The organism is Bombilactobacillus mellifer, assembly GCF_000970795.1.
Lineage (GTDB): Bacteria > Bacillota > Bacilli > Lactobacillales > Lactobacillaceae > Bombilactobacillus > Bombilactobacillus mellifer.
On sequence record NZ_KQ034028.1, the window covers coordinates 856,418 to 878,883 of the forward strand.

General features: G+C 39.3%; 14 protein-coding genes and 1 other RNA gene. 11 read left to right on the forward strand and 4 right to left on the reverse strand.

Translation table 11 applies throughout. The features are described 5' to 3' along the window. Nucleotides 1-13: 13 nt before the first annotated feature. Nucleotides 14-985, reverse strand: coding sequence for a diphosphomevalonate decarboxylase (mvaD, locus tag JG30_RS04200; RefSeq protein ID WP_046316405.1), 972 nt, complete (start codon nucleotides 983-985; stop codon nucleotides 14-16). Nucleotides 986-1,001: 16 nt separating this feature from the next. After that, nucleotides 1,002-1,931, reverse strand: a complete 930-nt coding sequence (gene mvk, locus JG30_RS04205; protein WP_052725198.1) for a mevalonate kinase — start codon at nucleotides 1,929-1,931, stop codon at nucleotides 1,002-1,004. Between the two features lie 95 nt (nucleotides 1,932-2,026). On the opposite strand from mvk, the gene JG30_RS04210 reads away from it, so the two are divergent. From JG30_RS04210 to JG30_RS04245, 8 genes are all read left to right on the forward strand, one after another. Next, entirely contained in the window at nucleotides 2,027-5,503 is a 3,477-nt protein-coding gene (locus JG30_RS04210) for a PD-(D/E)XK nuclease family protein (RefSeq protein WP_046316407.1), read from the forward strand. Further along, a complete protein-coding gene (addA, locus tag JG30_RS04215; RefSeq protein ID WP_046316409.1) occupies nucleotides 5,487-9,158 on the forward strand; it encodes a helicase-exonuclease AddAB subunit AddA in 3,672 nt (1,223 codons plus the stop codon). The genes JG30_RS04210 and addA overlap by 17 nt, the downstream gene beginning before the upstream one ends. A 4-nt stretch (nucleotides 9,159-9,162) precedes the next feature. Beyond that, nucleotides 9,163-11,937 (forward strand): helicase C-terminal domain-containing protein, encoded by a 2,775-nt coding sequence (locus JG30_RS04220; protein WP_046316411.1) that lies wholly within the window; start codon nucleotides 9,163-9,165, stop codon nucleotides 11,935-11,937. Nucleotides 11,938-11,984: 47 nt separating this feature from the next. After that, nucleotides 11,985-12,467, forward strand: coding sequence for a cell wall elongation regulator TseB-like domain-containing protein (locus JG30_RS04225; RefSeq protein ID WP_046316412.1), 483 nt, complete (start codon nucleotides 11,985-11,987; stop codon nucleotides 12,465-12,467). A 38-nt stretch (nucleotides 12,468-12,505) separates the two neighbouring features. Beyond that, nucleotides 12,506-13,801, forward strand: a complete 1,296-nt coding sequence (gene asnS, locus JG30_RS04230) for an asparagine--tRNA ligase (protein WP_046316414.1) — start codon at nucleotides 12,506-12,508, stop codon at nucleotides 13,799-13,801. Nucleotides 13,802-13,886: 85 nt separating this feature from the next. Beyond that, nucleotides 13,887-14,498: a DnaD domain-containing protein gene (locus tag JG30_RS04235; RefSeq protein WP_046316416.1), complete on the forward strand. Its 612-nt coding sequence runs from the start codon at nucleotides 13,887-13,889 to the stop codon at nucleotides 14,496-14,498. Between the two features lies 1 nt (nucleotide 14,499). Further along, nucleotides 14,500-15,153, forward strand: a complete 654-nt coding sequence (locus JG30_RS04240) for an endonuclease III domain-containing protein (protein WP_046316418.1) — start codon at nucleotides 14,500-14,502, stop codon at nucleotides 15,151-15,153. Nucleotides 15,154-15,280: 127 nt separating this feature from the next. Next, nucleotides 15,281-17,818 (forward strand): M1 family metallopeptidase, encoded by a 2,538-nt coding sequence (locus tag JG30_RS04245; protein ID WP_046316420.1) that lies wholly within the window; start codon nucleotides 15,281-15,283, stop codon nucleotides 17,816-17,818. A 125-nt stretch (nucleotides 17,819-17,943) separates the two neighbouring features. Here JG30_RS04245 and JG30_RS04250 read toward each other — a convergent pair whose 3' ends face one another. Beyond that, nucleotides 17,944-20,280, reverse strand: coding sequence for a transglycosylase domain-containing protein (locus JG30_RS04250; RefSeq protein WP_046316421.1), 2,337 nt, complete (start codon nucleotides 20,278-20,280; stop codon nucleotides 17,944-17,946). Continuing rightward, nucleotides 20,273-20,887 carry a Holliday junction resolvase RecU gene (gene recU / locus JG30_RS04255; RefSeq protein ID WP_046316423.1) on the reverse strand — a complete coding sequence of 205 codons (615 nt, stop codon included), beginning with the start codon at nucleotides 20,885-20,887 and terminating at the stop codon, nucleotides 20,273-20,275. The genes JG30_RS04250 and recU overlap by 8 nt, the downstream gene beginning before the upstream one ends. Before the next feature lie 65 nt (nucleotides 20,888-20,952). Between recU and JG30_RS04260 the strand changes: the two genes are divergently transcribed. The 3 genes from JG30_RS04260 to rnpB all read left to right on the forward strand — a co-directional run bounded on the left by JG30_RS04260 (nucleotide 20,953) and on the right by rnpB (nucleotide 22,432). Continuing rightward, on the forward strand, nucleotides 20,953-21,507 hold the full coding sequence (locus tag JG30_RS04260; RefSeq protein ID WP_046316425.1) for an SLOG family protein: 555 nt from the start codon (nucleotides 20,953-20,955) through the stop codon (nucleotides 21,505-21,507). 82 nt (nucleotides 21,508-21,589) lie between these two features. Continuing rightward, nucleotides 21,590-22,018, forward strand: a complete 429-nt coding sequence (gene gpsB, locus JG30_RS04265) for a cell division regulator GpsB (protein WP_071237000.1) — start codon at nucleotides 21,590-21,592, stop codon at nucleotides 22,016-22,018. A 44-nt stretch (nucleotides 22,019-22,062) separates the two neighbouring features. Further along, nucleotides 22,063-22,432, forward strand: an RNA gene (rnpB, locus tag JG30_RS08795) — RNase P RNA component class B. Nucleotides 22,433-22,466: the final 34 nt, after the last annotated feature.

The following is a 22,466-nucleotide window of genomic DNA, read 5'->3' on the forward strand; positions in this document are numbered from 1 at the left end:
ATTATAGCATACTTTACTGAATACCCGATCCGGGATATAAAATTGTTGTTTGGGCTTCAGGAAAAGAATGTTGGACTCGGGCTTGAATTTGTTGGACTTGATTTTTTTGAGTGATAATTTTAACATTGGGGCCTGCATCCACGGTAGCGTAGGCAACTAATTGTAATTCCTGACGCCATTGTTGAAGCAAATTAATTAATTTCCAAGTTGCATCGGTGAAATATGAAAACGCTGGACGGGCACTCCAATTTAAAGCATGCATTGCCAAGCAATTATTTTCCGCAATTTGGCCAATTTGCTGCAAATCAGCAGTAGCAATAGCTTTTTTCATAGCCGACAAATCGTTAGCTACAATGTGTGGCCAGCAACTATAAAAAGGTGAGGTAGTGCGGGCCCGTTCCATTCCTTGAGTCGAGGAGATCTTTTTAGGTTGATCGTTAAAAACCACACTGAGCAAACAAATCGGCAGCTGCGGGTGTTCATCTATAGGCACAGCCAAGGAAGTCTGATCAGATGAACCTTGTTGCCACCAAACCCAACCACCATAAATGGAACGCGCAGCTGAGCCAGAACCTCGACGCGCTAAACAAGATAGTTGTGCACGTGATAAATGCATTTGAAATAGTTTATTTAAAGACCCGGCTAAAGCTGCAAAACCTGAGGCCGAAGAAGCCAGTCCTGCTGCTGTTGGCACATGATTAGTCGTAATAATTTGAATTTTTTGCTTACAATGATTCAATTGCCGACATAAATCTAAAAATTTTTGAGTACGTTTAAAAAAACCTACTGGAGCGCGCTGACCATTCAACCAAATTTGATCTTCATTATCCGAAATAAATTTAGAAGTGGTTGTCGTAAAATAACCGTCTAAAGTAAGTGATAAACTGTCGGTACAGGGTAAATTGAGTTGCGCATCTTTTTTACCCCAATATTTAATAAAGGCAATATTCGTATGAGCAGTTGTCTGTGTATTTTGATATTCCAAGAGTTCAAATCTCCAATTAATAATTTGTCAAAGGCTGCAACCAGACTTGTTGCGCGCCGGCGGACAAAGCCGCGGTTTTAATGTGCTGGGCCGTAGTCTGATCAGCTGCTAAACTGATTAAACAGCCTCCCCGACCACCACCAGTAATTTTAGTTCCCAAACTGCCTGCAGCTTGGGTTCGTTGACACAGAATATCCAGTTGATGATTGCTGACTTGTAAGGTTTGTAAAATTTGTTGCGCACGTTGAAACAATTGTCCTAATCGTGGCAGTTGATTAGAACTAACTGCTTGTTTAGTTTGTTGCGACAAGCTTCCCAGTTCTTGAAGCAAAGGTTCCACCAATTGCGGCCGATGTTGTTTCAAAATCCGGAGATCATGCACAGCGGCCCCGGTATTACCACGCATTCCAGAATCAATAATAACTAAAATACCTTGTAAATTCATGTTAAAAGTAGAAATCCGATCTGGACGGATATAATAAATTGGTTGGCTAGCATTCACCGTAACGGCATCAACCCCACTGGGGGTTCCGTGAATAATTTTTTCGGAAAAATTTGTATAATGAAGAAGATCTTCATAAGTGAGATGGGTGTTGGCAAAGGCAAATAAGGCTTTACAAATGGCCGAACCAGTAGCCGCTGAAGACCCCATTCCTCGTTCAATTGGCAAATCACTAAGCACTTTGATCTTTAAATGAGATTCAATCGGCAAATCTTTAATTAACAGATTAATCAAAGCCGCCATGCCTTCTAAACTAGGCGGAACTTGCGCTAAAGGGCCACAATAATAAGTTGAATCCAAATAATCAGCCGCTTGCAAACTGGGTTGCACTTCAACTTGTGTATTGAGGTTCAAAAGGGGAATCGTAATTGCCGGTTGGCCATAAACCACAGCATGTTCACCCATTAAAATAATTTTACCATGTGTTTCAGAAGTAAAATTCACAATCAATCATCCTTCTATATAATAATTTATTCTACACAAACATTTTAAGTTTTACAGTTTTATTCGCAAGAGTGAGAATTGGAGCAAGGTTTTCTATGAAATTAAACTTTATTTTAGGCAAAGCCCAAAATGATAATAAAGCTCAGCTGTTGCAGCGCTTAGCTGTTCAAGCAGCTTGCTATCCAACGGATCAATTTATCTGGTTAGTTCCCAATCACATTGCTTTTGAAATGGAAGTTTCCGTTTTACAATCCTTGCAGCAGCAATCAGGTTATTTTGCTACTAATCAAATTCAAGTTTTATCTTTTTCGCGCTTAGCATGGTTTTATTTACGTGAACAACCCATTTATCAACAACCTCGATTGACATCCACGACACAAGCTATGATTTTAGCACGAATTGTTCGCGATCAAAGTAAGCAATTACGCTTATATGCGGGTGAAGCACAACGAGCCGGGTTTATTACTACGCTGCAAGAGCAAATCCAACAACTACTGCAAAATCAAATTACGCCGACGGACTTAATGCAATGGCAAAAACAAGTGCAAACTCAAGGTGATTTAAAATGGAAATTGGCGGATCTACAGTTAATTTATCAAGCTTATTTAACACAAGTTCAGGGCCGCTATAGTGATGACAATCAATTATGGCAAGCTTTAGACCAATATTTAAGCCATGATCCCCACCAGACTACAACCCATTATTTTGTCAGTGACTTTGCTTATTTTGAGGTGGCCGAACAACAACTGCTAGCCACGATGATTCGTCATAGTGCTGAAGTACAAATTAGTTTGACACTGGATCATCCTTATGATAAAAACCAGGAAAGCATTTTCTTCCATCGCCCCCGGCAAGTGTGGCAAAAATTAACACAAAGTGCGCGTCAAGCTCAAGTACCAGTGACTAATGAGGTAACCCAATCATTACGGGTTTGTCCATCTTTGGCCATGGTCGATGATTTTTGGATCCAGCAAAATACAAATTTACAGCAATTAACGCCGGTGAACTTGCCCGATCCCCAAGCTGTTCAAATTTGGGTAGCCACTTCACCACAAGCCGAAGTCGCTGCGGTTTCCACTTATATTCGGCAATTAGTGGCTACGCAGAATTATCGCTATCAAGACTTTTTAGTTTTGGCTCGGGATTTAACGGATTATCAACAATTTTTAGAACCCTATTTTACTAACCAAGGCATTAGTTATTTCTTGGATTTACAGCATTCGATGCAGAGTCATGCTTTTAAAGATTTATTGGATAGCTTGTTTGATTTATACCAAAATAATTTGCAATATAGTGATGTTTTTCGATTATTAAAAACAGAATTGATTGTCCCCGCCAATTGGCCCTTAACGGCTTATCGAGAAGCCGTAGATTTGTGTGATAATTATGTTTTAGCTCATGGCCTCCGGGCTGCTGATTGGCTACAAGAAGCTGACTTTCCCAATGATAGTCCTAGTCAAACCATCCAAAAGCAGATGGCTCAAATCAATCGGATTAAACATTTGATCATGGCAGTCTATCAAGAAGTGCAGCAAATTGTCACGACTCAGTTAAATTGTCAACAAGCCTGTACCAAATTGTACCAACTTTTAGAGGAATTTCAGGTATTCGCCAATCTGAAAAATTGGGAGCAACAAGCAGTTAAAGCGGGCGATATTGCTTTGAGCCAACAACCCCAGCAAATTGTCAATACTTTCGTTGCTATTTTGGATGATTATGTCACCATTTTTGAAACCGCACCGTTTGTAGTCGATGAATTTCGGACGGTGATGGATACAGGGTTTGAAAATGCCAATTATTCAACGATTCCCTCTGTGTTAGACTCGGTTCAGATTTCTGGTCTTAGTGCCATTCATAATAATAATCGCCGCATTACATTAATTATGGGAGCCAATGATGTCGATATGCCGCTGCAAAATCATCAAGATCGTTTATTAACCGATGATGATTTACAAACTTTACAAACTATTATTACTGAAGATGTAACTTTGCCTCAAACTAGCCAAGATATTAATAGTGCGGAGCCTTATTTACATGAATTGGCTTTTTTATCCGGTACAGAGCGTCTGATTTTTACTTATGCCACCAACAAAAATGATTCGGTGGTGCAAATGTCGCCGTATGTTAAATTACTCCAAGAGCATTTTCAAATTCCGGTACGACCATTGAATGCTGCTAATGTCACCACGGAAGATGAAATTTTGCACTTCGTCGGTAGTCCCATCATTACCGCTAACCAAGTGGTCGCAATTTATCGCCAGGCACAAGAACGCGGACAAACTGTTGCTGCTCCTTGGCAGCAATTGCGCACACTATTAAATCAGTTACCCACACACCAAACCCAACTGCAAAAGATTTGGTCTGCCTTAGATTATCATAATCAACCACAACCGCTCCAACCGCAAATTGCCCGCGCTTTGTATGGTGATCAATTAATTGTTTCTATTTCACAATTAGAAAGCTTTTATCAAAACCCTTATGAATACTTTTTGCATTATGGTTTGAATTTAAAGCCGCGTCCAGAATTTAAAATTACTCCTGCCAATCAAGGAACTTTTTACCATGAAGTACTTGATGAAACGATTAAAAATTTACAACAGCAGCAATTGTCGTTAAATCAATTGAATGAAGCACAATTAGCAGTGGTAGCACACCAAGTTATTCAACAGGTTTTACAACAAAAATCTTTCCAAGTTTTTTCATATGATGAAAAATTTGCCCGACAACGGCTCATTCAAACTATCCAACGCTCATTGGAGGCTATTCGGCGGCAGACACAATTGGTGCCTTTTTATCCATTTAAAACAGAGGTTGCATTCGGGCAGGTGGGAGCGCTTCATAATATCCGACCTTTGACCTATCAATTAAATGATCATCAAAGCGTTGTTATTCGGGGACGAATTGATCGCATCGATCGCTTGACCCAATATCCGGACAATTATTTCGTGGTAGATTATAAATCCGGCGCGCATGATTTTAAATATAGTGATTTTTATGCGGGCTTAGATTTACAAATGATGACGTATTTAGCTAGTTTACTCAACGATCCTTCACTCATGGGGGAAGCAGCCGTGCCCATTGGGGGATTTTATTTTCAATTACAAGATCCAATTGTTAAATTTGAAGATTTAAAAGGCCAACCACAAACGGCTCACCAAAAGCTGTTTAAGCAATATAGCTATAAAGGCTTGGTAATTGATAAAGGACAAACAGGGGCACAACTAGCACCAGATGCCCAACAAGCTTCTTTAATCTTTCCGGTAAATAAAAATCAACGCTTAAAACCTAATAAGACGGTGTCTTATGCCGAATTCCAGTTGATGCTGGCTTATAATCGTTATCTGATCATGTTGGCCGCTGAAAAAATTTTAGCCGGAGAAATTAGTCTGAGTCCTGTGCGGCTGGATAAACAACGTACTACTTTGCAATACAGTGATTATTTACCGATTATGCGTTTTGATGCGATGCTCGCAGAAAATAACTATCGCTTAGTGCGACCTTTAAGCAAAAAAGATTTTTTGAAACGGATTAATCAAAAATTAAAGGAGGCTGGCTATGCCGACAAAATTTAAACCGACTATTAATCAACAAAAAGCCTTAGATGCCCAGCACAGTGATATCCTGGTCTCGGCTTCTGCCGGTTCGGGGAAAACTCGGATTTTAGTCGATCGTATTATCCAACGTTTATTAGCTGGTCAGTCTATCGATCATTATTTAATTGTCACTTTTACGGAAGCGGCCGCTCGGGAAATGAAAGTACGGTTAACGCAAACTATTCGCGAACAACTGCCAAAGATCGCTGACCCCAGCTTACGCCAGCATTTATCACATCAGTTAGCCTTAATTCCGGGGGCTTATATCAGTACTTTGCATGCTTTTTGTTTACGGGTCATTCAAAAATTTTATTACTTGATTGATTTAAATCCGACTTTTCGCTTATTAAGTGATGATAATGAACGCTTTCTGTTGGAAGAACGTGCTTGGGATCAGCTGCGCAGACACTACTACCAAGCTGAGGATACAGATTTTTTTGCTTTGGAGAATAATTTTGTGACTGGCATTAATGATGACCAAATGGCGCAAGTTATTTTCCAGCTGACCAATTTTGTGTTAACTAATCAAGATTCTCAAGCATGGTTAGCGCAATTACCGCAACAATATGCAATGAATGATGAATTAACGCAAACTGATTTTTATCAAAAGCAGTTTCAACCGACTTTGACACAACAACTTGAGTTTTTATTACTGCAATTAGAGCAGGCGGAACATTATGTGCAACAACATGAACAATTAACTAGCTATCAAGCTAGTATCCAGACCTTACAACAGCAATTACAGCAATTAAAAATCCAACTATCTGCTAGTTCGTGGGATGAATTATGTCAGCAAGTACAGGCTTTATCACCAATTAAAGGTCGCGCCCGGCCGAAAACTCCCGCTGAAACTGTCGCGCCGCTGAATGATTTTAAAAAGAGTATTAATCCTACAATCGAAGATTGGCAATATAAATTTTTTGCATTAAAAAATCACGATTGGCAACTGATTTTACACAAATCACAACAATTAATTGAAAAGTTAGTGGAAGTAGAAAAACAATTTTTAAAAAAATTCCAGCAGGAAAAGCAGCGACAACATTGTTTGGACTTTAATGATTTGGAACACTATACTCTTCAAATTTTGCAAACCCAAAAAGAGGGGCACTTTTTAGCACGCGATTATTATCGTGATTTATTTGCCGAAATTTTAATTGACGAGTATCAAGATACTAATCCTTTGCAAGAGGCCATTATTCAACAATTTAAACAACAAACCCCTGGCAACTTATTTATGGTCGGTGATGTTAAGCAATCAATTTATGGTTTTCGTCAAGCAGCACCATATTTGTTTACTAATAAATATCATCAAATGCAGACTGACCCACAAGCCGGACAACTCATCAATCTCGCGGAAAATTTTCGTTCTTCTACTAATGTTATTGCGACGATTAATGCTATTTTTGAACGCATTATGGATCAAACTATTGGGGATGTTGATTATACAACCACAACTAAATTAGTGGCGGGCGGCAACTTTCCGCCAGAAATTGAAGATGGTACGGAGATTTACTTGCAACAAACGGTCGATGCCGCTCAAATAACCACTGATCAAGCAGAAATTAGGTTGGTTATTCAACGTATTCAAGAATTAATGGCTCAAAAATATGAAGTTTATGATCGCCAGACCGGCCATAAGCGGCCTATCGAATATCGGGATATTGCGATTTTAACCCGGACTAAAAGTTGGAATAATGATTTAATCAATCAAATGAGCCAAGCTCATTTGCCGGTAGTAGTCCAGGATGCAGCCAATTATTTTCAAGCTACAGAAGTTCAAGTAATGTTATCGATGCTCCAAATTATTGATAATCCACATCAAGATATTGCCTTAGTGGCTGTTCTTCGTTCGGCTTTAGTCGGTTTAAATGAAAATGAATTAGCTTATCTGCGCATTAATAATCGGACGGGTAATTATTACGAAGCGCTGATCAGTTATTTACATGATCCAGTTTATAATCAGGCTAATGCCTTCGCAAAGGCTTTGACTACCAAAGTTACCGCTTTTGTAGAGCAATTATCTGATTTTCGCAATTTAGTTTCCAAAATGAGCATTGCTGAGTTAATTTGGCAAATTTATTTAAAAACCGGGTATTTATCCTATGTTCGTGGATTGCCGAATGGGATTCAAAGAGTGGCCAATTTACATGCTTTATATCAACGAGCCGATCAATTTGAAAAAATGGAATTTAAAGGTCTTTTTCAATTTATTCGCTTTATTCAGCATATTCAGGACAATGACCATGATTTAGCCCGGCCGACAACTTTTCAACCAGATCAAAATGAAATTCAAGTTATGACGATTCATGGCAGCAAAGGTCTGGAATTTCCGGTCGTTTTTTTGTTAAATATCAATCATCACTTTAATACGGATGACTTAAAGAAAAAATATTTGTTAGACGCCCAACAGGGTATTGGTCTCAAATATTTGGATCCGCAAACAAGAATTACTTATGAAACTTTGCCGCTCACAGCAATGAAAGCCAAGCAGCAAAAAAAGATCCTTTCAGAAGAAATCCGTCTACTTTATGTAGCTTTAACCCGCGCACAGCAAAAATTAATTTTAGTGGGGGCCATCAAAGACGATTTAAAAACAGCCTGGAGTAAATGGCAAATACCTCTGCATTTACAATCCAGTGGCGTGATTAGTACAGCGATAAGACTGCAATTTAATTCTTTTCAAGCAATGCTTCAGTACGTTTGGCGGCAAAATGGACAATTGCGCGATGAGCAAACTGCAGTGGCCACGCCCCAAAGCCCATTTCACTTTACTTTGCATTTTGTCGCACAAACACAACCCACAGTAGCTGCTGTACCTGACGAACAAGCCAATCAACAGCCATCCAAATCCATCTCTCAAGTAGCTGACACTTTTTCGAACACGGCTCAAACTATTTTACAACTACAATATCCACATCAAGCAGCTACGCAAACGACCGCTTATCAAGCAGTATCAGAAATTAAACATGTCTTTGCGCAACCAGAAGATCAGCATTTACCAATAATTGACACGCAGGCTAACCAAGGTAATCGCTATATTATGAATGACTTTAATCGGCCGCGTTTTTTGACTACTGAGCAAAATAATGTCCGCCCGGCAGATATTGGAACAGCCGTCCACTTGTTATTACAACAAATTTCTTTAACGACGGTGCCAACCGCTGCGGATTTTCGTACCTTAGCCCAACAACTAATTGACCAGCATCTGTTAATGCCTGCTGTAGCTAGCCAGATTGATTATCAAAGTTTAGAAGATTTTTATGCTAGTGATTTGGGACAAACCATTTGGCAGCAACGGCATTCTTTAAAAAGAGAATGGCCGTTTTCGATGTTAATTCCGGCGCGGGATGTTTTTACAAATTTTCAGCAAACAGATTCGGAACAAGTTTTGGTGCACGGAATTGTTGATGGCTGGTTTTATGATGCTCATCAGCAAATTACAGTTTTTGATTACAAAACGGATTATCTCAATCTTAATTTAAAAGAGGGAAATCATTCATTATCACAAGCAGTGAACAACTATCGGGGCCAATTGCAATTATATCAGCAAGCGATTGAAAGTGTGACACAGCAAAACGTGGTGCACAAATATCTCTGTTTTCTCTCGATAAATCAAACAATTAGTGTAGACTAGTAATATGGATATAGAAACAAAATATTTAGTGGTGGATTTGGAGACCACAGGGACTAAGTGGAAGCAAGGCGATCGAATTATTCAATTTGCGGCTACTTTAGTTGAAAAAGATCACTTAACACAGCAGTATAATTTTTTGATCAATCCAAAACAACCGATTTCAGAACGAATTAGTGAATTAACGAATTTAACCAATGATCAATTAGCACAACAACCACCGTTTGCTTTTTATGCACCCAAAATTCAAGCGCTCTTGCAAGACGTGGTGTTTGTGGCCCATAATGTCAATTTTGATTGGCCATTTTTACAAGATGCTTTGCGCGCAGCAGGTTACGCCGTACCCAACATTGCGGCGATTGATACCGTCCAATTAGCGCAGATACTTTTACCGCAAGCTCCAAGTTTTAAATTGAGTGATTTGACCAGGTATCTCAATATCGAACACGATCAGCCGCATCAAGCCGATAGTGATGCCGCTGCCACAGCGCAATTATTTTTATATTTAAAACAGTGTCTGCAACATTTACCCGTACTGACTTTAAAAACGTTGCAACGTTTTAGTGGGGGCTTGTTGCGCCAAACGGGCGATTTTATCGATAGTATTAGTGAGCAAATGCAAAATCAGCCTGCTGTTTTAGCTGCTGATTTAGTTGAAGTTCATCATCTGATTTTAAAACGTCCCACTAGGTCTAGTCACAGTCTTCCACAAGCCAGCAAATTTCCTCTGAGTTTGGCCAAAAAGAAGCAGCTGTTGGGACCAAAAATTGAGTTACGTCCCCAACAAATGAAAATGATGAATTTTGTTTATCGCAAAACAATCACGCAGACACCGTTAGCCCTGATCGATGCGCCGACTGGGATGGGGAAGACCTTAGGTTATTTATTACCTTTATCGTATGCCGTTGATCAAGGACAAGTGGTGGTAATTGCTACTTCAACTAAGTTACTGCAGCAGCAATTGCTTCAAGAAGCTTTGCCAATACTCAATCACCTTCGCCAGCACCATTATTCGGCCGTCACTATTAGTAGTCCGTACAACTATTTGGATTTAGATAATTTTTACTTTTGGTTATTTCATGCTCCTATTCGACGCTCTACCGCCATTGTCAAAATGCGGTTATTAGTTTGGCTCACGCAAACCGAAACCGGCAACTTGAATGAACTAAATTTAACGAACTATGATAATGACTTTTTTAAACTTATTCGCAGCAATGGTCATCGACAACAAAGCCAATTTCACGAATATGAATTTTGGCAACGACGTCAACGCCAAGTTGCTCAAAGTGATTTTATTATTACTAATCAAGCTTATTTATTACGCAGTTTAAATACTAAAATTTGGTCTGACTCGGCCATTTTGGTTGTGGACGAAGCTAGCAGTTTATTGAACCACTCTTTGCAGTTGCACGCTTGTTTGACTATCGGAGTACTTAAGACGGCACTGAAAAAAACCAGTGATCTATTGTATCAAAATCGTGTAACCTTACGCGATTTTTTTGCGACCAATCAGTTAGCGGCCTGGACACATGACGATCTGAGTAGTTTACAAGCAGCTTTTGATACTTTTACGCAACAGCTGGCAATTTTTCAAGCAGACTTAAGCAGTCATTATTTAAAAAAATTAGTCCCCTTAGATCAACGACAAAAACCCATTACCTTGGCGTTGAATCCGGAACAAATTTTACCTTTGACGTTACAGCGTTTAGAAAAATTAGCTCGTAGTTTACAAAGTATTTTATTAAAATTAAGTAAATTATTTGATCTTTATGAAGCTATTCAACCTAATACCCCGATCATCATTAATCGGATCATTTACCAATTAAGAACGGAATATAGTACACTGGTTTATCAAGAACGGCAAATCGAAGACTTATTAGCCAGTGGTTCAATTTGGCGGACACATACTAGTTGGATCTTGCAGCAGACACAGTATCATAATTGGGATAGTTTAAGTTTATGCACTCAATTATTTGATCAGAGTAATTATCTAACGGCTTTGCAAGAGCAATTTTCATGCTGTTTATTTATTGGGGGAACTTTAGCATATCATCATAGTTTTCAAAATTTCCAACAGCAATTGGGGCTCACTCAGCCTTTAGATCGTCAACAAAAATTAATTTTGAAACGAGACTTTGCACTAGAGACACGTCTTCAAGTCTATGTAGCTGAGCATATACCGCCTCCTCGCGCCCAGGCGGACTATGAACAACAATTAACTCAATGTTTATGGGAAATTTTAAAATCACAGTCCGGGAAGGTTTTGATCTTATTCAATTCTTTAACCACTATCCAAACGGTGGTAAGTTACTTAGCGACCACCAACTTAGCTAATCAATGGGAATTTTTGGTGCAAGGCAACGGCTCTAATGCGCGCTTGCAAAAGCGGTTTGCGCTAGGTCGCCAAGTTGTCTTATTTGCGACGCAAAGTTTTGGTGAGGGTGTTAATCTAGCACCGCATGCTTTAAAATTAGTGATTATTACTCATTTACCTTTTGACGCCTTGGACGATCCCCTAGTTCAGGCCAAAAGTGATTTTTGGCGCCGACAACATCTCAATCCTTTCACTGTTGAAAGTTTACCCACTGCTACTCGGCGCTTAAAACAACAAGTGGGGCGGTTGATCCGAACCCCTGAAGATCGCGGTGTTCTGCTATTTTTAGATTCGCGTATTGCCAATACTCGTTATGGACAACAGATGTATCGCGAATTAGGTTTGCCCAAGTATCAAGTTTTTAATTCGAATGCCGCAATTGTTCAACAACTTAAGATGTTTTTATAAAAAGAATTTTGTTAAACTAAAGGTCGTAACCAAAAAAGGATAGGATCATGGGAAAACAGGCACACCGAACTATTATTGTGGGAATTATCGTGGTACTCATCGCTCTTGTAGTAGGGAGCTATTATTCGCTCACTGCAGCGCGGATTACTGCGCGTTCGCAAGCTGTGCGCATTGCCCGAACTCAAGGCCATATTGAGCGAGCAGATTTTTTTGCACAGTATAATCGTCAGTCAACTTATTATTGCGTTGGCGGTTATGATCAGCACCGACCTAATACTTATAAGTATGTCTTGATTAACGGGCACACTGGGCGCCTTCGCGCTATTTCGGGAGACCAGTCGTTACCCGATCAAGCCCGTTCTATTGTACAGGAAAGTCAACATCCCAAAAAAATAACGCGGGTAGCTCTTGGTTATCACCGCCATCAATTAGTTTGGGAAGTGACTTATTTTAATCGTGATCATACCGTGGGGTACTATCTATTGAATTTTAAGAATACAAAGATTATCCAAATTATTGATAACTTATAGTAAAATATTTTTTAGGATTAAATTTAGGAGGCGCTGTTATGCAGCAGATAAATATTATTGATGCTAAAAATCACGTCAATGAAGAGGTTAAAATTGGGGTGTGGTTAACTGATAAACGTTCTTCAGGAAAAATTGCTTTCCTCCAATTACGTGACGGCACGGCTTTTTTTCAAGGGGTCGTAGTAAAAAATAATGTCAGTGCCGAAGTTTTTGAATTTGCCAAAAAAATGCCTCAAGAAACCAGCTTTTATGTCACCGGCGTGATTCATCAAGATCAACGTTCCCATTTTGGCTATGAAATTGAAGTCTCGAATTTAGAGTTGGTGGGAACTAGTGAGGATTTTCCCATTACTCCTAAAGAACATGGAATTGAATTTTTACTAGATCATCGCCATTTGTGGTTGCGTTCCCGGCGCCCATATGCCATTATGCAAATTCGCGATCAAGTGATTCGTTCAACTTATGACTTTTTTCATCAGGAAGGTTTTATTAAAATGGATCCACCCATTTTAACGGGAACCGCACCGGAAGGAACGACCGAATTATTTGAAACCGATTATTTTGATACCCCGGCGTATCTTTCTCAAAGTGGTCAATTGTATGAAGAAGCAGGGGCTTTGGCTTTTGACAAAGTTTATTCTTTTGGTCCCACCTTTCGAGCTGAAAAATCTAAAACCCGGCGGCATTTAACTGAATTTTGGATGATTGAACCGGAAATGGCCTTTATGCACCAAGAAGAAAGTCTGGATATTCAAGAACGCTATATTGCGTATTTGGTGCAAGCCGTTTTAGATAACTGTCAATACCCGTTAAAATTATTGGATCGGGATCCGCAGATTTTACAAAAATTTACCAAAACTCCTTATCCCCGTATTTCTTATGATGAAGCTATTAAAATGTGTCAAAAAGGCGGCATTGATTTGCAATGGGGCGATGACTTTGGCGCGCCAGACGAAACCTATATCTCTGACCAATTTGAACAACCGGTCTTTATTTTAAATTACCCTAAAACCATTAAACCTTTTTACATGAAATCACATCCGACACGTTCGGATTTGTATATTTGTGCGGATCTATTAGCCCCGGAAGGTTATGGCGAGATCATCGGCGGTTCGGAAAGAGAAACCGATTTTGACCAACTGAAGGCTAATATGGAAGCCAGTGGATTAAATTTAGCAGATTATCAATGGTATTTAGATTTACGCAAATACGGAACTGTTCCACATTCCGGTTTTGGTCTGGGTCTTGAACGGGCGTTAACTTGGATTTGTCATTTGGACCATCTTCGGGAAGCCATTCCATTTCCGAGAATGATCAATCGTTTACGACCTTAAATTAATTGAAAATAATCAAATTCAAAGCCCGAAATTTAATGAACAATTAATTTCAGGCTTTTACTTTTTGAACGAGGTAAGAATATTGATTTCACAAAAAGATATTATAAATGCCGGAACCACCTCGATTAATAACTTAATTCTCCTACATCTTCAAGATTTAGAGATGAGTAGTGATGAATTCTTGTTATATTGCAATTTAAAAATGTTTCAAGAACAGCAAGTATTTTTTCCCAGTACACAACAATTAATAACGGATACAGGTTTTTCTGAGGGAAAAATTTACCAATTAGTTCAAAGTATGATTCAAAAACATTTTATTAAGATTGATTCACAGACGGTTAAGGGTCAAAAATACCAAGATTATTATGATCTATCTCCAATTTATCAAGTTCTCTTAGGAGAGCAGCTTAATTCTCGAACTTCTGCGAATTTAAATGATATCCAAACATTATTCCAAAAAATTGAAGTAGAATTTGGGCGCCCTTTATCTCCCATTGAGCAGCAGACAATCCAAGCTTGGATTGTGGATGATCATTATTCCGTTCCTTTGATAATGCTAGCGTTGAAGGAGGCCGTTTTGAATCAGGCCTATTCATTAAAATATATGGATCGAATCTTATTAAATTGGGAAAAAAATAACATTAAAACACCGGAACAATTACAAAATTATAATAAACGATTAGAAGGCTACTAAAATGCTATCACAGCAACAAATCAATCAAGCCATGCAGCTGATTATTAAACAATTTCCGCAAGCTGGCCCAAGTTTGCACGCGGCTTCTAACTTTCAATATTTAATTGCCGTGACCTTAAGTGCTCAAACTACTGATAAGGCGGTGAATCAAGTAACGCCGCAATTGTTTCAAAGTTTTCCCACACCCCAGGCGCTAGCCTTGGCTTCGGTACCACAAGTCGAAAACCTCATTAAATCACTGGGGCTTTATCATACTAAAGCTGTGCGGATTATTAAGTGTGCCCAACAAATTGTCACAAATTTTGACGGCCAAGTTCCGGCTAAACATCGCCAATTAGTTACGCTGGCTGGTGTTGGTAATAAAACCGCCAATGTTGTGTTGGCGGATTGTTTTGGTATTCCAGCTTTTGCAGTGGATACACACGTGAGTCAAATCGCCAAACGTTTACATTTCGTTGCTCCCAAAGCCAATGTGCAACAAATTGAAGCCACGATTACTCAAGCACTGGAGAAGCAATATTGGATTAAGGGCCATCATGCCATGATTTTCCTCGGCCGTGCCTATAATTTTCATAACGAAAAGCAAATCCACAATTTACCTATTGTGCAACAATGTGATGCCTGGGAGGCAGAACAACTAGCTCATTGCCATTAAATTGATGCGATAATGTAAACCAGGTGGTACCACGAAAATTAACTCTGAACAAGAGAACCTCAGCTGGTGATTTTCGACTATTACAAAATTAGGTATAATAATAATTAATGAAATTAGGAGGCATGTTATGAAGAATAACCCGCATTTATATCAGGTTTTTCAGCCAACAAATTATCAAATTTTTATCGACATTAACCGCCGTACCCGGCGGATTGTCGGCCGTACCATTGTTAGCGGTACAGCTTTGCAGAACCAGATTGCGTTGCATCAAAAGTATTTGGATATTAAATCGATTCAATTGCAACAACAGGATTTAAATTTTCAGCTGGATGACTCACAAGCTTTAGTGCATATTACTTTACCGCAAACCGGCCAAATCAGACTGGTAATCGATTATCAGGCCGCTTTGACTGATAGTATGATGGGGATTTATCCTTCTTACTATCAAGTCGAGGGTGTCGCCAAAGAGTTAATTGGGACGCAATTTGAAACTACGTTTGCGCGCCAGGCTTTTCCCTGTGTGGATGAACCTGAAGCCAAAGCAACTTTTGATTTAGCTTTGAAATTCGATGAGCATCCGGGAGAAATTGCATTAAGTAATATGCCCGAAGAAAAAGTCGTCGATGGCTTCCATTATTTTGCGACAACCGCTAAAATGTCCACTTACTTAGTAGCCTTTGCTTGTGGCGAATTGCAAGGTAAGCAAACAACAACCAATAGTGGTGTGCAAGTGGGCGTCTTTTCGACCAAGGCCCATGATCCTGAAAAGTTAGATTTTGCTTTAGATATTGCTAAACGCTCTATCGAATTTTATGAAAACTTTTATCAAACTCCTTATCCTTTACCACATTCTTGGCAATTGGCATTACCTGATTTTTCTGCGGGTGCCATGGAAAATTGGGGATTAGTAACTTATCGGGAAGAAGCACTATTAGTCGATCCGCATAATTCGACTTTAGATTTTAAAAAATATGTAGCGACCGTCATCGCGCATGAATTAGCTCATCAATGGTTTGGTGATTTAGTCACCATGAAGTGGTGGGATGATTTATGGCTGAACGAAAGTTTTGCGAATATGATGGAATATGTGGCAATTGATGCCTTAGAACCTGACTGGAAAATTTGGGAAACCTTTGAAACGGATGAAACACCGGCAGCGTTGCAAAGAGATGCTACAGATGGAGTACAAGCCGTCCACGTGGCTGTGGAAGATCCAGCGGAAATTGATGCTTTGTTTGATAGTGCGATTGTCTATGCTAAAGGAGCCCGCTTATTAGTAATGGTTCGGGCGCTCATTGGGGATGAAGCTTTGCGTCAAGGTTTAAAAGCATATTTCCGAAAACATCAATATGCCAATGCTACCGGCGCCGATTTATGGCAGGCGTTAGGTGCAGCATCGCAATTAGATCTTGCTCAAATTATGCAGGCCTGGTTAGAGCAGCCAGGTTATCCCGTAGTCAATGCCCAAGTCATTGCAGGCAAATTAACTCTAACGCAACATCAATTCTTTATCGGGGAGCATCAAGCTGAGCAGCGCTTGTGGCCCATTCCCTTAAATAGCAATTATTCAAACGTCCCTACTTTAATGACAACACAAGAATTAGTCGTAGGGGACTATCAAACTTTACGGCAAGCAGCAGGGCAACCCTTTCGCTTAAATGTCGGCAACCATTCTCATTTCCTAGTGCATTATGATGATCAATTATTAAATGATCTGTTACAGCAACTACCTCAACTCGATGCCATTTCTCAACGACAATTACTGCAGGAGTTGCGTTTATTAGCCCAAAGTCAGCAAATATCTTATGCCCAATTAATTCCATTATTAAAAAGTTTTGCGAATAGTCCATCGGCGATTGTTAATCAGGAATTATATCAAATTACAAAGGCTTTAAAGATTTTTATTGCTCCCGATACAACTGTTAAAGCCAATTTAGAAAATTTATTAAATCAATTAAGTCAACAACAGGTTCAACGTTTAGGGTGGCAAGCTCTGGATACTGATACTGATGATGATCAATTGATTCGTCCTATAGTTTTGCAAGCGGCTGTGGAAGGTAAAAACACGGAAGCCATTAACGCGGCCCATCAAGTATTTTTACACTATCAAGCACAAGTTGATCATTTGCCAGCAACAATTCGGCCATTAGTTTTAAGTAACGAAGTGAAAAATTTTGGAAGTTCTGAAGTCTTAGATGATTTATTATCATCATATCAACAAGCGTCTGATGCCCCGTATCGAAGTGATATCTGTCGCGCTTTAACAAGTAGTCTGGATCCAAGTTTTTTGCAAAAATTAGTTAGTTGTTTTAAAAATCCCCGAATTATTAAACCGCAAGATCTTCGCCGTTGGTTTAACTTAGTTTTAGCAAATCCTCAGGGCGAACAATTAGCATGGGATTGGATTCGCCAAGAATGGGATTGGTTAGAAGCGACCGTGGGTGGCGACATGGAATTTGTGACATTTATTACAGTAATTGCACAAGTTTTTAAAACGGCGCAACGGTTAACAGAATTTCAAGAGTTCTTTGAGCCGAAACGGCACCAGGCTGGGCTCACTCGTGAAATTACGATGGACTATAAAGTGATTGCGGGTCGGATTGATTTGATTAAGCAGCAGCAATCCGATGTTATGCAAGCTCTGTCAGACTGTACAGCGCATTAAAAATATCAAAGAATTCAAAAAGCCTAACTGAAAAGTTAGGCTTTTTTATATACTAGAAAATTGATCGATGACATCTAAAAATCAGTTGTGCAATCAATTAATTGAAAACAAGCTCGCCCGCATGATTAGGGAACCGTTGCACTCGAACCGCTATGATTTCCAGCAGGTGGACTAGAATTCGGATTATTATTGTTGGCTGGATTATTATTCATAGAAGGCTGATTGGGGGTACTGTTATTATCCGTATTCCCGCCAGAATTTTGGGAATCGTTCTTATTATTGTTGGTGGTAGTGTTATTTTGTTCATTTTGCTGACTTTGTTGATTATCATTATCTTCCGTGTCTTGATTACTATTAGATTCTTCGTCACGATTATCACCAGAAGATGGAGACGTCTGATCTTGATCTTCATTGATATTATTTTGTGACCACGTATTTTTATTATTGCTGCGGGGAGCTGGTAAATTATTGGGCTGATGGTTGCGCAAATATAAAACATCCGTCCCTTTAACGCGTACAACATTGTGGGGTTTTTTCCAATCCCGGTTCGATTTTGAAGCAGATAAGGACCGCATTAATAATTGATATATTTGACCCGCTAATTTTTGTTGGGTCATGTCTAATCCATTTTGTAATGGACTATCATATCCGGTCCAAACACCGATGGCATAGTTTTGAGTATAGCCGGCAAACAACGAATCTTTTGCCAAGCCTTTTAATGCGGGATTTTGAGCCAATTCCTGGTCACTGTAATTGGTAGTTCCGGTTTTGCCAGCTTGATATAAATGCGCGATGTAAGCTTGGGATCCTAAACCACCAGGTTTAACTACATCTTTTAAAATATCCGTGATAATGTACGCGGTAGCCGGGCTCATGGCACGTTTTCTTGAAGTAGAGTAAGAATGTTTAATTCCATCTGCGGTTTCAATTTGTGCTAGATATTCTGGTTGATAATAAGTCCCGCCATTGGCTAAAGCTGCATAGGCACTCGCCAGCTGTAAAGTAGAAACGTTAGCGCCAATCCCAGCAGATAAACCAGCATTAGCCGGAATGGTAATTCCTAGGTTATTTACAAAATCGACGGCCTTATTAAAACCTACCTCAGACAATGTCCGCACCGCCGGTACATTGCGCGATTGTGCTAAAGCCGTGCGCATGGTCATTTTGCCTTGAAAAGTATGATCCCAATTTTCTAAGGCAATTTTGGTCCCCGGGTAAGTGTATGGACTATCAACTACCGGATGATTGGTCGCCCAAGATTCATACTCTACAGCCGGGGCATAATCTAATAATGGCTTCATAGTCGATCCGTTACTACGTGAGGTTTGAATGGCACGATTCAGCCCGAGTTGCACCTGTCCTACTTTACGACCGCCAATCATTGCAATTACTCGGCCATTTTGAGGATTAACAACCGTCACGGCAGTTTGTAATTTATCGTCGGGAAAATTTAATTCATTATTATTAACGATTTGATACAGCCGTTTTTGAGCAGCAATATCCATATTAACGGTAATTTTTAAATTATCACGATAGGGATCATAGCCCTTCTTTTTGACTTCATGAATAACTTCCTTAATATAAGAGTCAACAATTAGCTTATTTTCACCGACCCCTGAATTAGGACGGTAAGCTTTCAACCCCTGATCAACGGGCGTGTTAAGCGCTGTTTGAGCTTGAGCTGCACTAATTTTATGGTTATTCAACATGGCTTTAATCACAGTATCCCGGCGATTTTTGGCCGCTTGGGGATGGCGATAAGGATCATAATTCACAGGAGCTTGCGGCATACCAGCTAATAAGGCTATTTGAGGTAAAGTTAATTGGGTTAAATTTTTACCATAGTAATAATGGGCAGCCGTCTGAAAGCCATAAGTGCCATTGGCCAAATAAACCTTGTTCAAATAAAATTCCAAGATTTGATCTTTGGAGAAAGTGCGTTCTACTTTAGCAGCCAACCAGACCTCTTGAATTTTCCGTTTGATTGTTTGATCAGATTTTTTCGTAGAAAAAACGGACAACTTAATTAATTGTTGGGTTAGAGTACTGCCACCTTGAACATTATCAGGCCCGCTTAAAATATTGTTCACAGCAGCCAAAAAAATTCGAAAGGGATTAATGCCTAAGTGTTCTTGATAAAAATGCCGATCCTCAATCGAAACAATGGCCGCTTGAACTGTTTTTGGTACATGATCAATCGTTACGTAAGTTCGATTTTCATTACCTAAGGTAGTAATTTGATGACCATTTTGATCAAAAATGGTTGAAGAACCACCACTTTGTAAAACTTCCTGGGAGATAGATGGCGCGGATAGTCCATAGTAACCAAAAACACCGATAATTGCTACAATAATAACCACAATACTTCCAACTAACCAATGCCAACCGGAGTGCTTTTTCTTGGGTGAATTAGACTTTGCTTTGGACTGAGAATGGTATTTTTGTAAACGTGATTCAGACATGATGATCTCCTAAAGTTTGAATTAAATGATCACAAGCTTCCAGGTAGGGTAAGACTGGATTATAACCAGGATGAATTTCTAAGGCATGCGTGGCAATAAAAGTACGCGACATGGATTTTTTGCCACCTTTTTGTGCTTGCTGCCAAAATTTAATTAAAACACTGGCAGGTAAAATAAAATAGCGTTTTAAAGTCACAAATTTGACAAAAGCAAAACAAATTCCTTGTTGTTGCAGGCATTGATGCAAATGATCAATTTGATGTTGATGAAAATTGCTTAATGGAAAAGAATCTTTATGCCGTGTTTCTTTAGCTTCAAAGTCAATGTAATATCCGCGGTAAACTCCATTATAATCAGTAGTGGAAGCTTGCCGAAAATAGGCTTCTTTGATTACCGCACGACTCCTTTTAGGGTAATCAACTTTAACAATTTGAATGGGAGTCGGTTTTTTATAAATCACTGCTAAATTGTGATTGCGATAATACTTGTTACTGTCATTAATTTCTTCTTCTAAAGTCATACCGCGATCACCAAAAATAGTGGGACGCTGAGGCTGCAGATTAGAAGGAAATTGGTTGGCAGTTCCTTGTGGATAATTAATTGTCAATGATCTCAACTCCTAATTTACGTATTATACCATGATGCTAATCTTTTAACTTAAAGGGGTAATCAATGAAATCCATTACAAATCTCTGGGTAACTGGGTATCGTGCTTATGAATTGGGCATTTTTACTGCTAATGATCCCAAAATTAAAATTATTACAACTTATCTGACGCGTACTTTGCAAAACTATTGTGAACATGGTTTAAAATGGGTTTTAACCGGAGGTCAATTAGGTGTGGAACAATACGTGGTCCAAGCCGTCAAACAGCCTGTGTTAGCCCCCTACCAACTACAAGTGGCAATTTTATTGCCATTTCAAAATATGCAGCAACGCTGGAATGAAAAAAATCAACAAATTTTCTTTCAGACGTTGCAGCGTGCGGATTTTTGTCAAATTTTGAGTACCCAGCCTTACCAAAATCCACGCCAATTTCAGACTTGGCAGTCCTTTATGCTACACCATACTCAAGGTAGTTTGCTAGTCTATGATCCGGAATATCCGGGTAAAACCAAATATGAATATCAGGCTATTCAACAATATCAAGCGCATGTTCCCTATGATTTGCAATTAATTGATATGTATGATTTACAAGATTTTGTCGACGATCAGCCATCCTTTTAAAACTGAAAACCTAGGGGGTTATGCTACCAGAATAAAGAAGTTTTGCTATAATTAGACTATGAAGTTAGGAGTGTCTTATATTATGGATGAAATTAAATTAAGTCCCAAGAAAATCGTCGATAAACGGTTTAAGGTTTCGATGCAGGGTTACAATCGAAAAGAAGTGGATGCCTTTTTAGATCAGGTGATTCAAGATTATGAAAATTATGAAAAAAAATTGGCCGCTTTACAAAGTGAAAATGAGCGTTTAACCAAGCAAAATCAACAAGTAGCGGCAGCCACGGCAACTCCTAAGAATGATTTTGCCAATGCTAATTTTGGTTCGGATATGCCAACACCCGGAACCACTAATTATGATATTTTAAAACGATTGTCCAATTTGGAGCGCCATGTCTTTGGTCAAACAGAAGGTAATGCTAAAGAGAGCTTAAATAAGTATCCGCAAACCAATTTTTTGGATATTAACAAACAAAATCCTCTTGATGATACCACAGAGACATCTAAATTCTAAAAATGATAGTTTTTCCGTTATTTTTGGAGTATGATATTAATGCAGGTTTTGAGTAATCGCGGTTTGTTAAAGCAAGCTGAGGAAAGTCCACGCCGGCATAAGCTGCAATGCTTATAGTGTTCGCGTTCAGCCCAATAAGCTGGAGCACTTGGAATTCCAAGTGACGGCAGTTAACGTACTAAGGTGTAATAACTAGGTACTAGTAGCTTGAAAGTGCCACAGAAACGCAGTCTTTTGGAAACAAAAGAATGGAACGGGTAAACCCCACGAGCAGGAAACCCAAACTTTGGTCGGGGAGCTTCAATACAAGGAAATAAACTTACGTTGAAGGCATTCAATAGAATGCAGATAGATGATTACTGAAGGTTAGTAGCAGAGCGCTCGCCTAACTGGAACAGAACGTGGCTTATAAAAATCTGTAGCGCTAAAGGGATGGACGATGTCCATC

Bases quoted from the DNA above. Each gene is read 5' to 3' on its own strand.
- gpsB (WP_071237000.1), top strand. From the start codon at position 21,590: ATGGATGAAATTAAATTAAGTCCCAAGAAAATCGTCGATAAACGGTTT.
- JG30_RS04250 (WP_046316421.1), bottom strand. From the start codon at position 20,280: ATGTCTGAATCACGTTTACAAAAATACCATTCTCAGTCCAAAGCAAAG.
- JG30_RS04220 (WP_046316411.1), top strand. From the start codon at position 9,163: ATGGATATAGAAACAAAATATTTAGTGGTGGATTTGGAGACCACAGGG.
- JG30_RS04240 (WP_046316418.1), top strand. From the start codon at position 14,500: ATGCTATCACAGCAACAAATCAATCAAGCCATGCAGCTGATTATTAAA.
- JG30_RS04260 (WP_046316425.1), top strand. From the start codon at position 20,953: ATGAAATCCATTACAAATCTCTGGGTAACTGGGTATCGTGCTTATGAA.
- asnS (WP_046316414.1), top strand. From the start codon at position 12,506: ATGCAGCAGATAAATATTATTGATGCTAAAAATCACGTCAATGAAGAG.
- JG30_RS04225 (WP_046316412.1), top strand. From the start codon at position 11,985: ATGGGAAAACAGGCACACCGAACTATTATTGTGGGAATTATCGTGGTA.
- JG30_RS04245 (WP_046316420.1), top strand. From the start codon at position 15,281: ATGAAGAATAACCCGCATTTATATCAGGTTTTTCAGCCAACAAATTAT.
- addA (WP_046316409.1), top strand. From the start codon at position 5,487: ATGCCGACAAAATTTAAACCGACTATTAATCAACAAAAAGCCTTAGAT.
- JG30_RS04210 (WP_046316407.1), top strand. From the start codon at position 2,027: ATGAAATTAAACTTTATTTTAGGCAAAGCCCAAAATGATAATAAAGCT.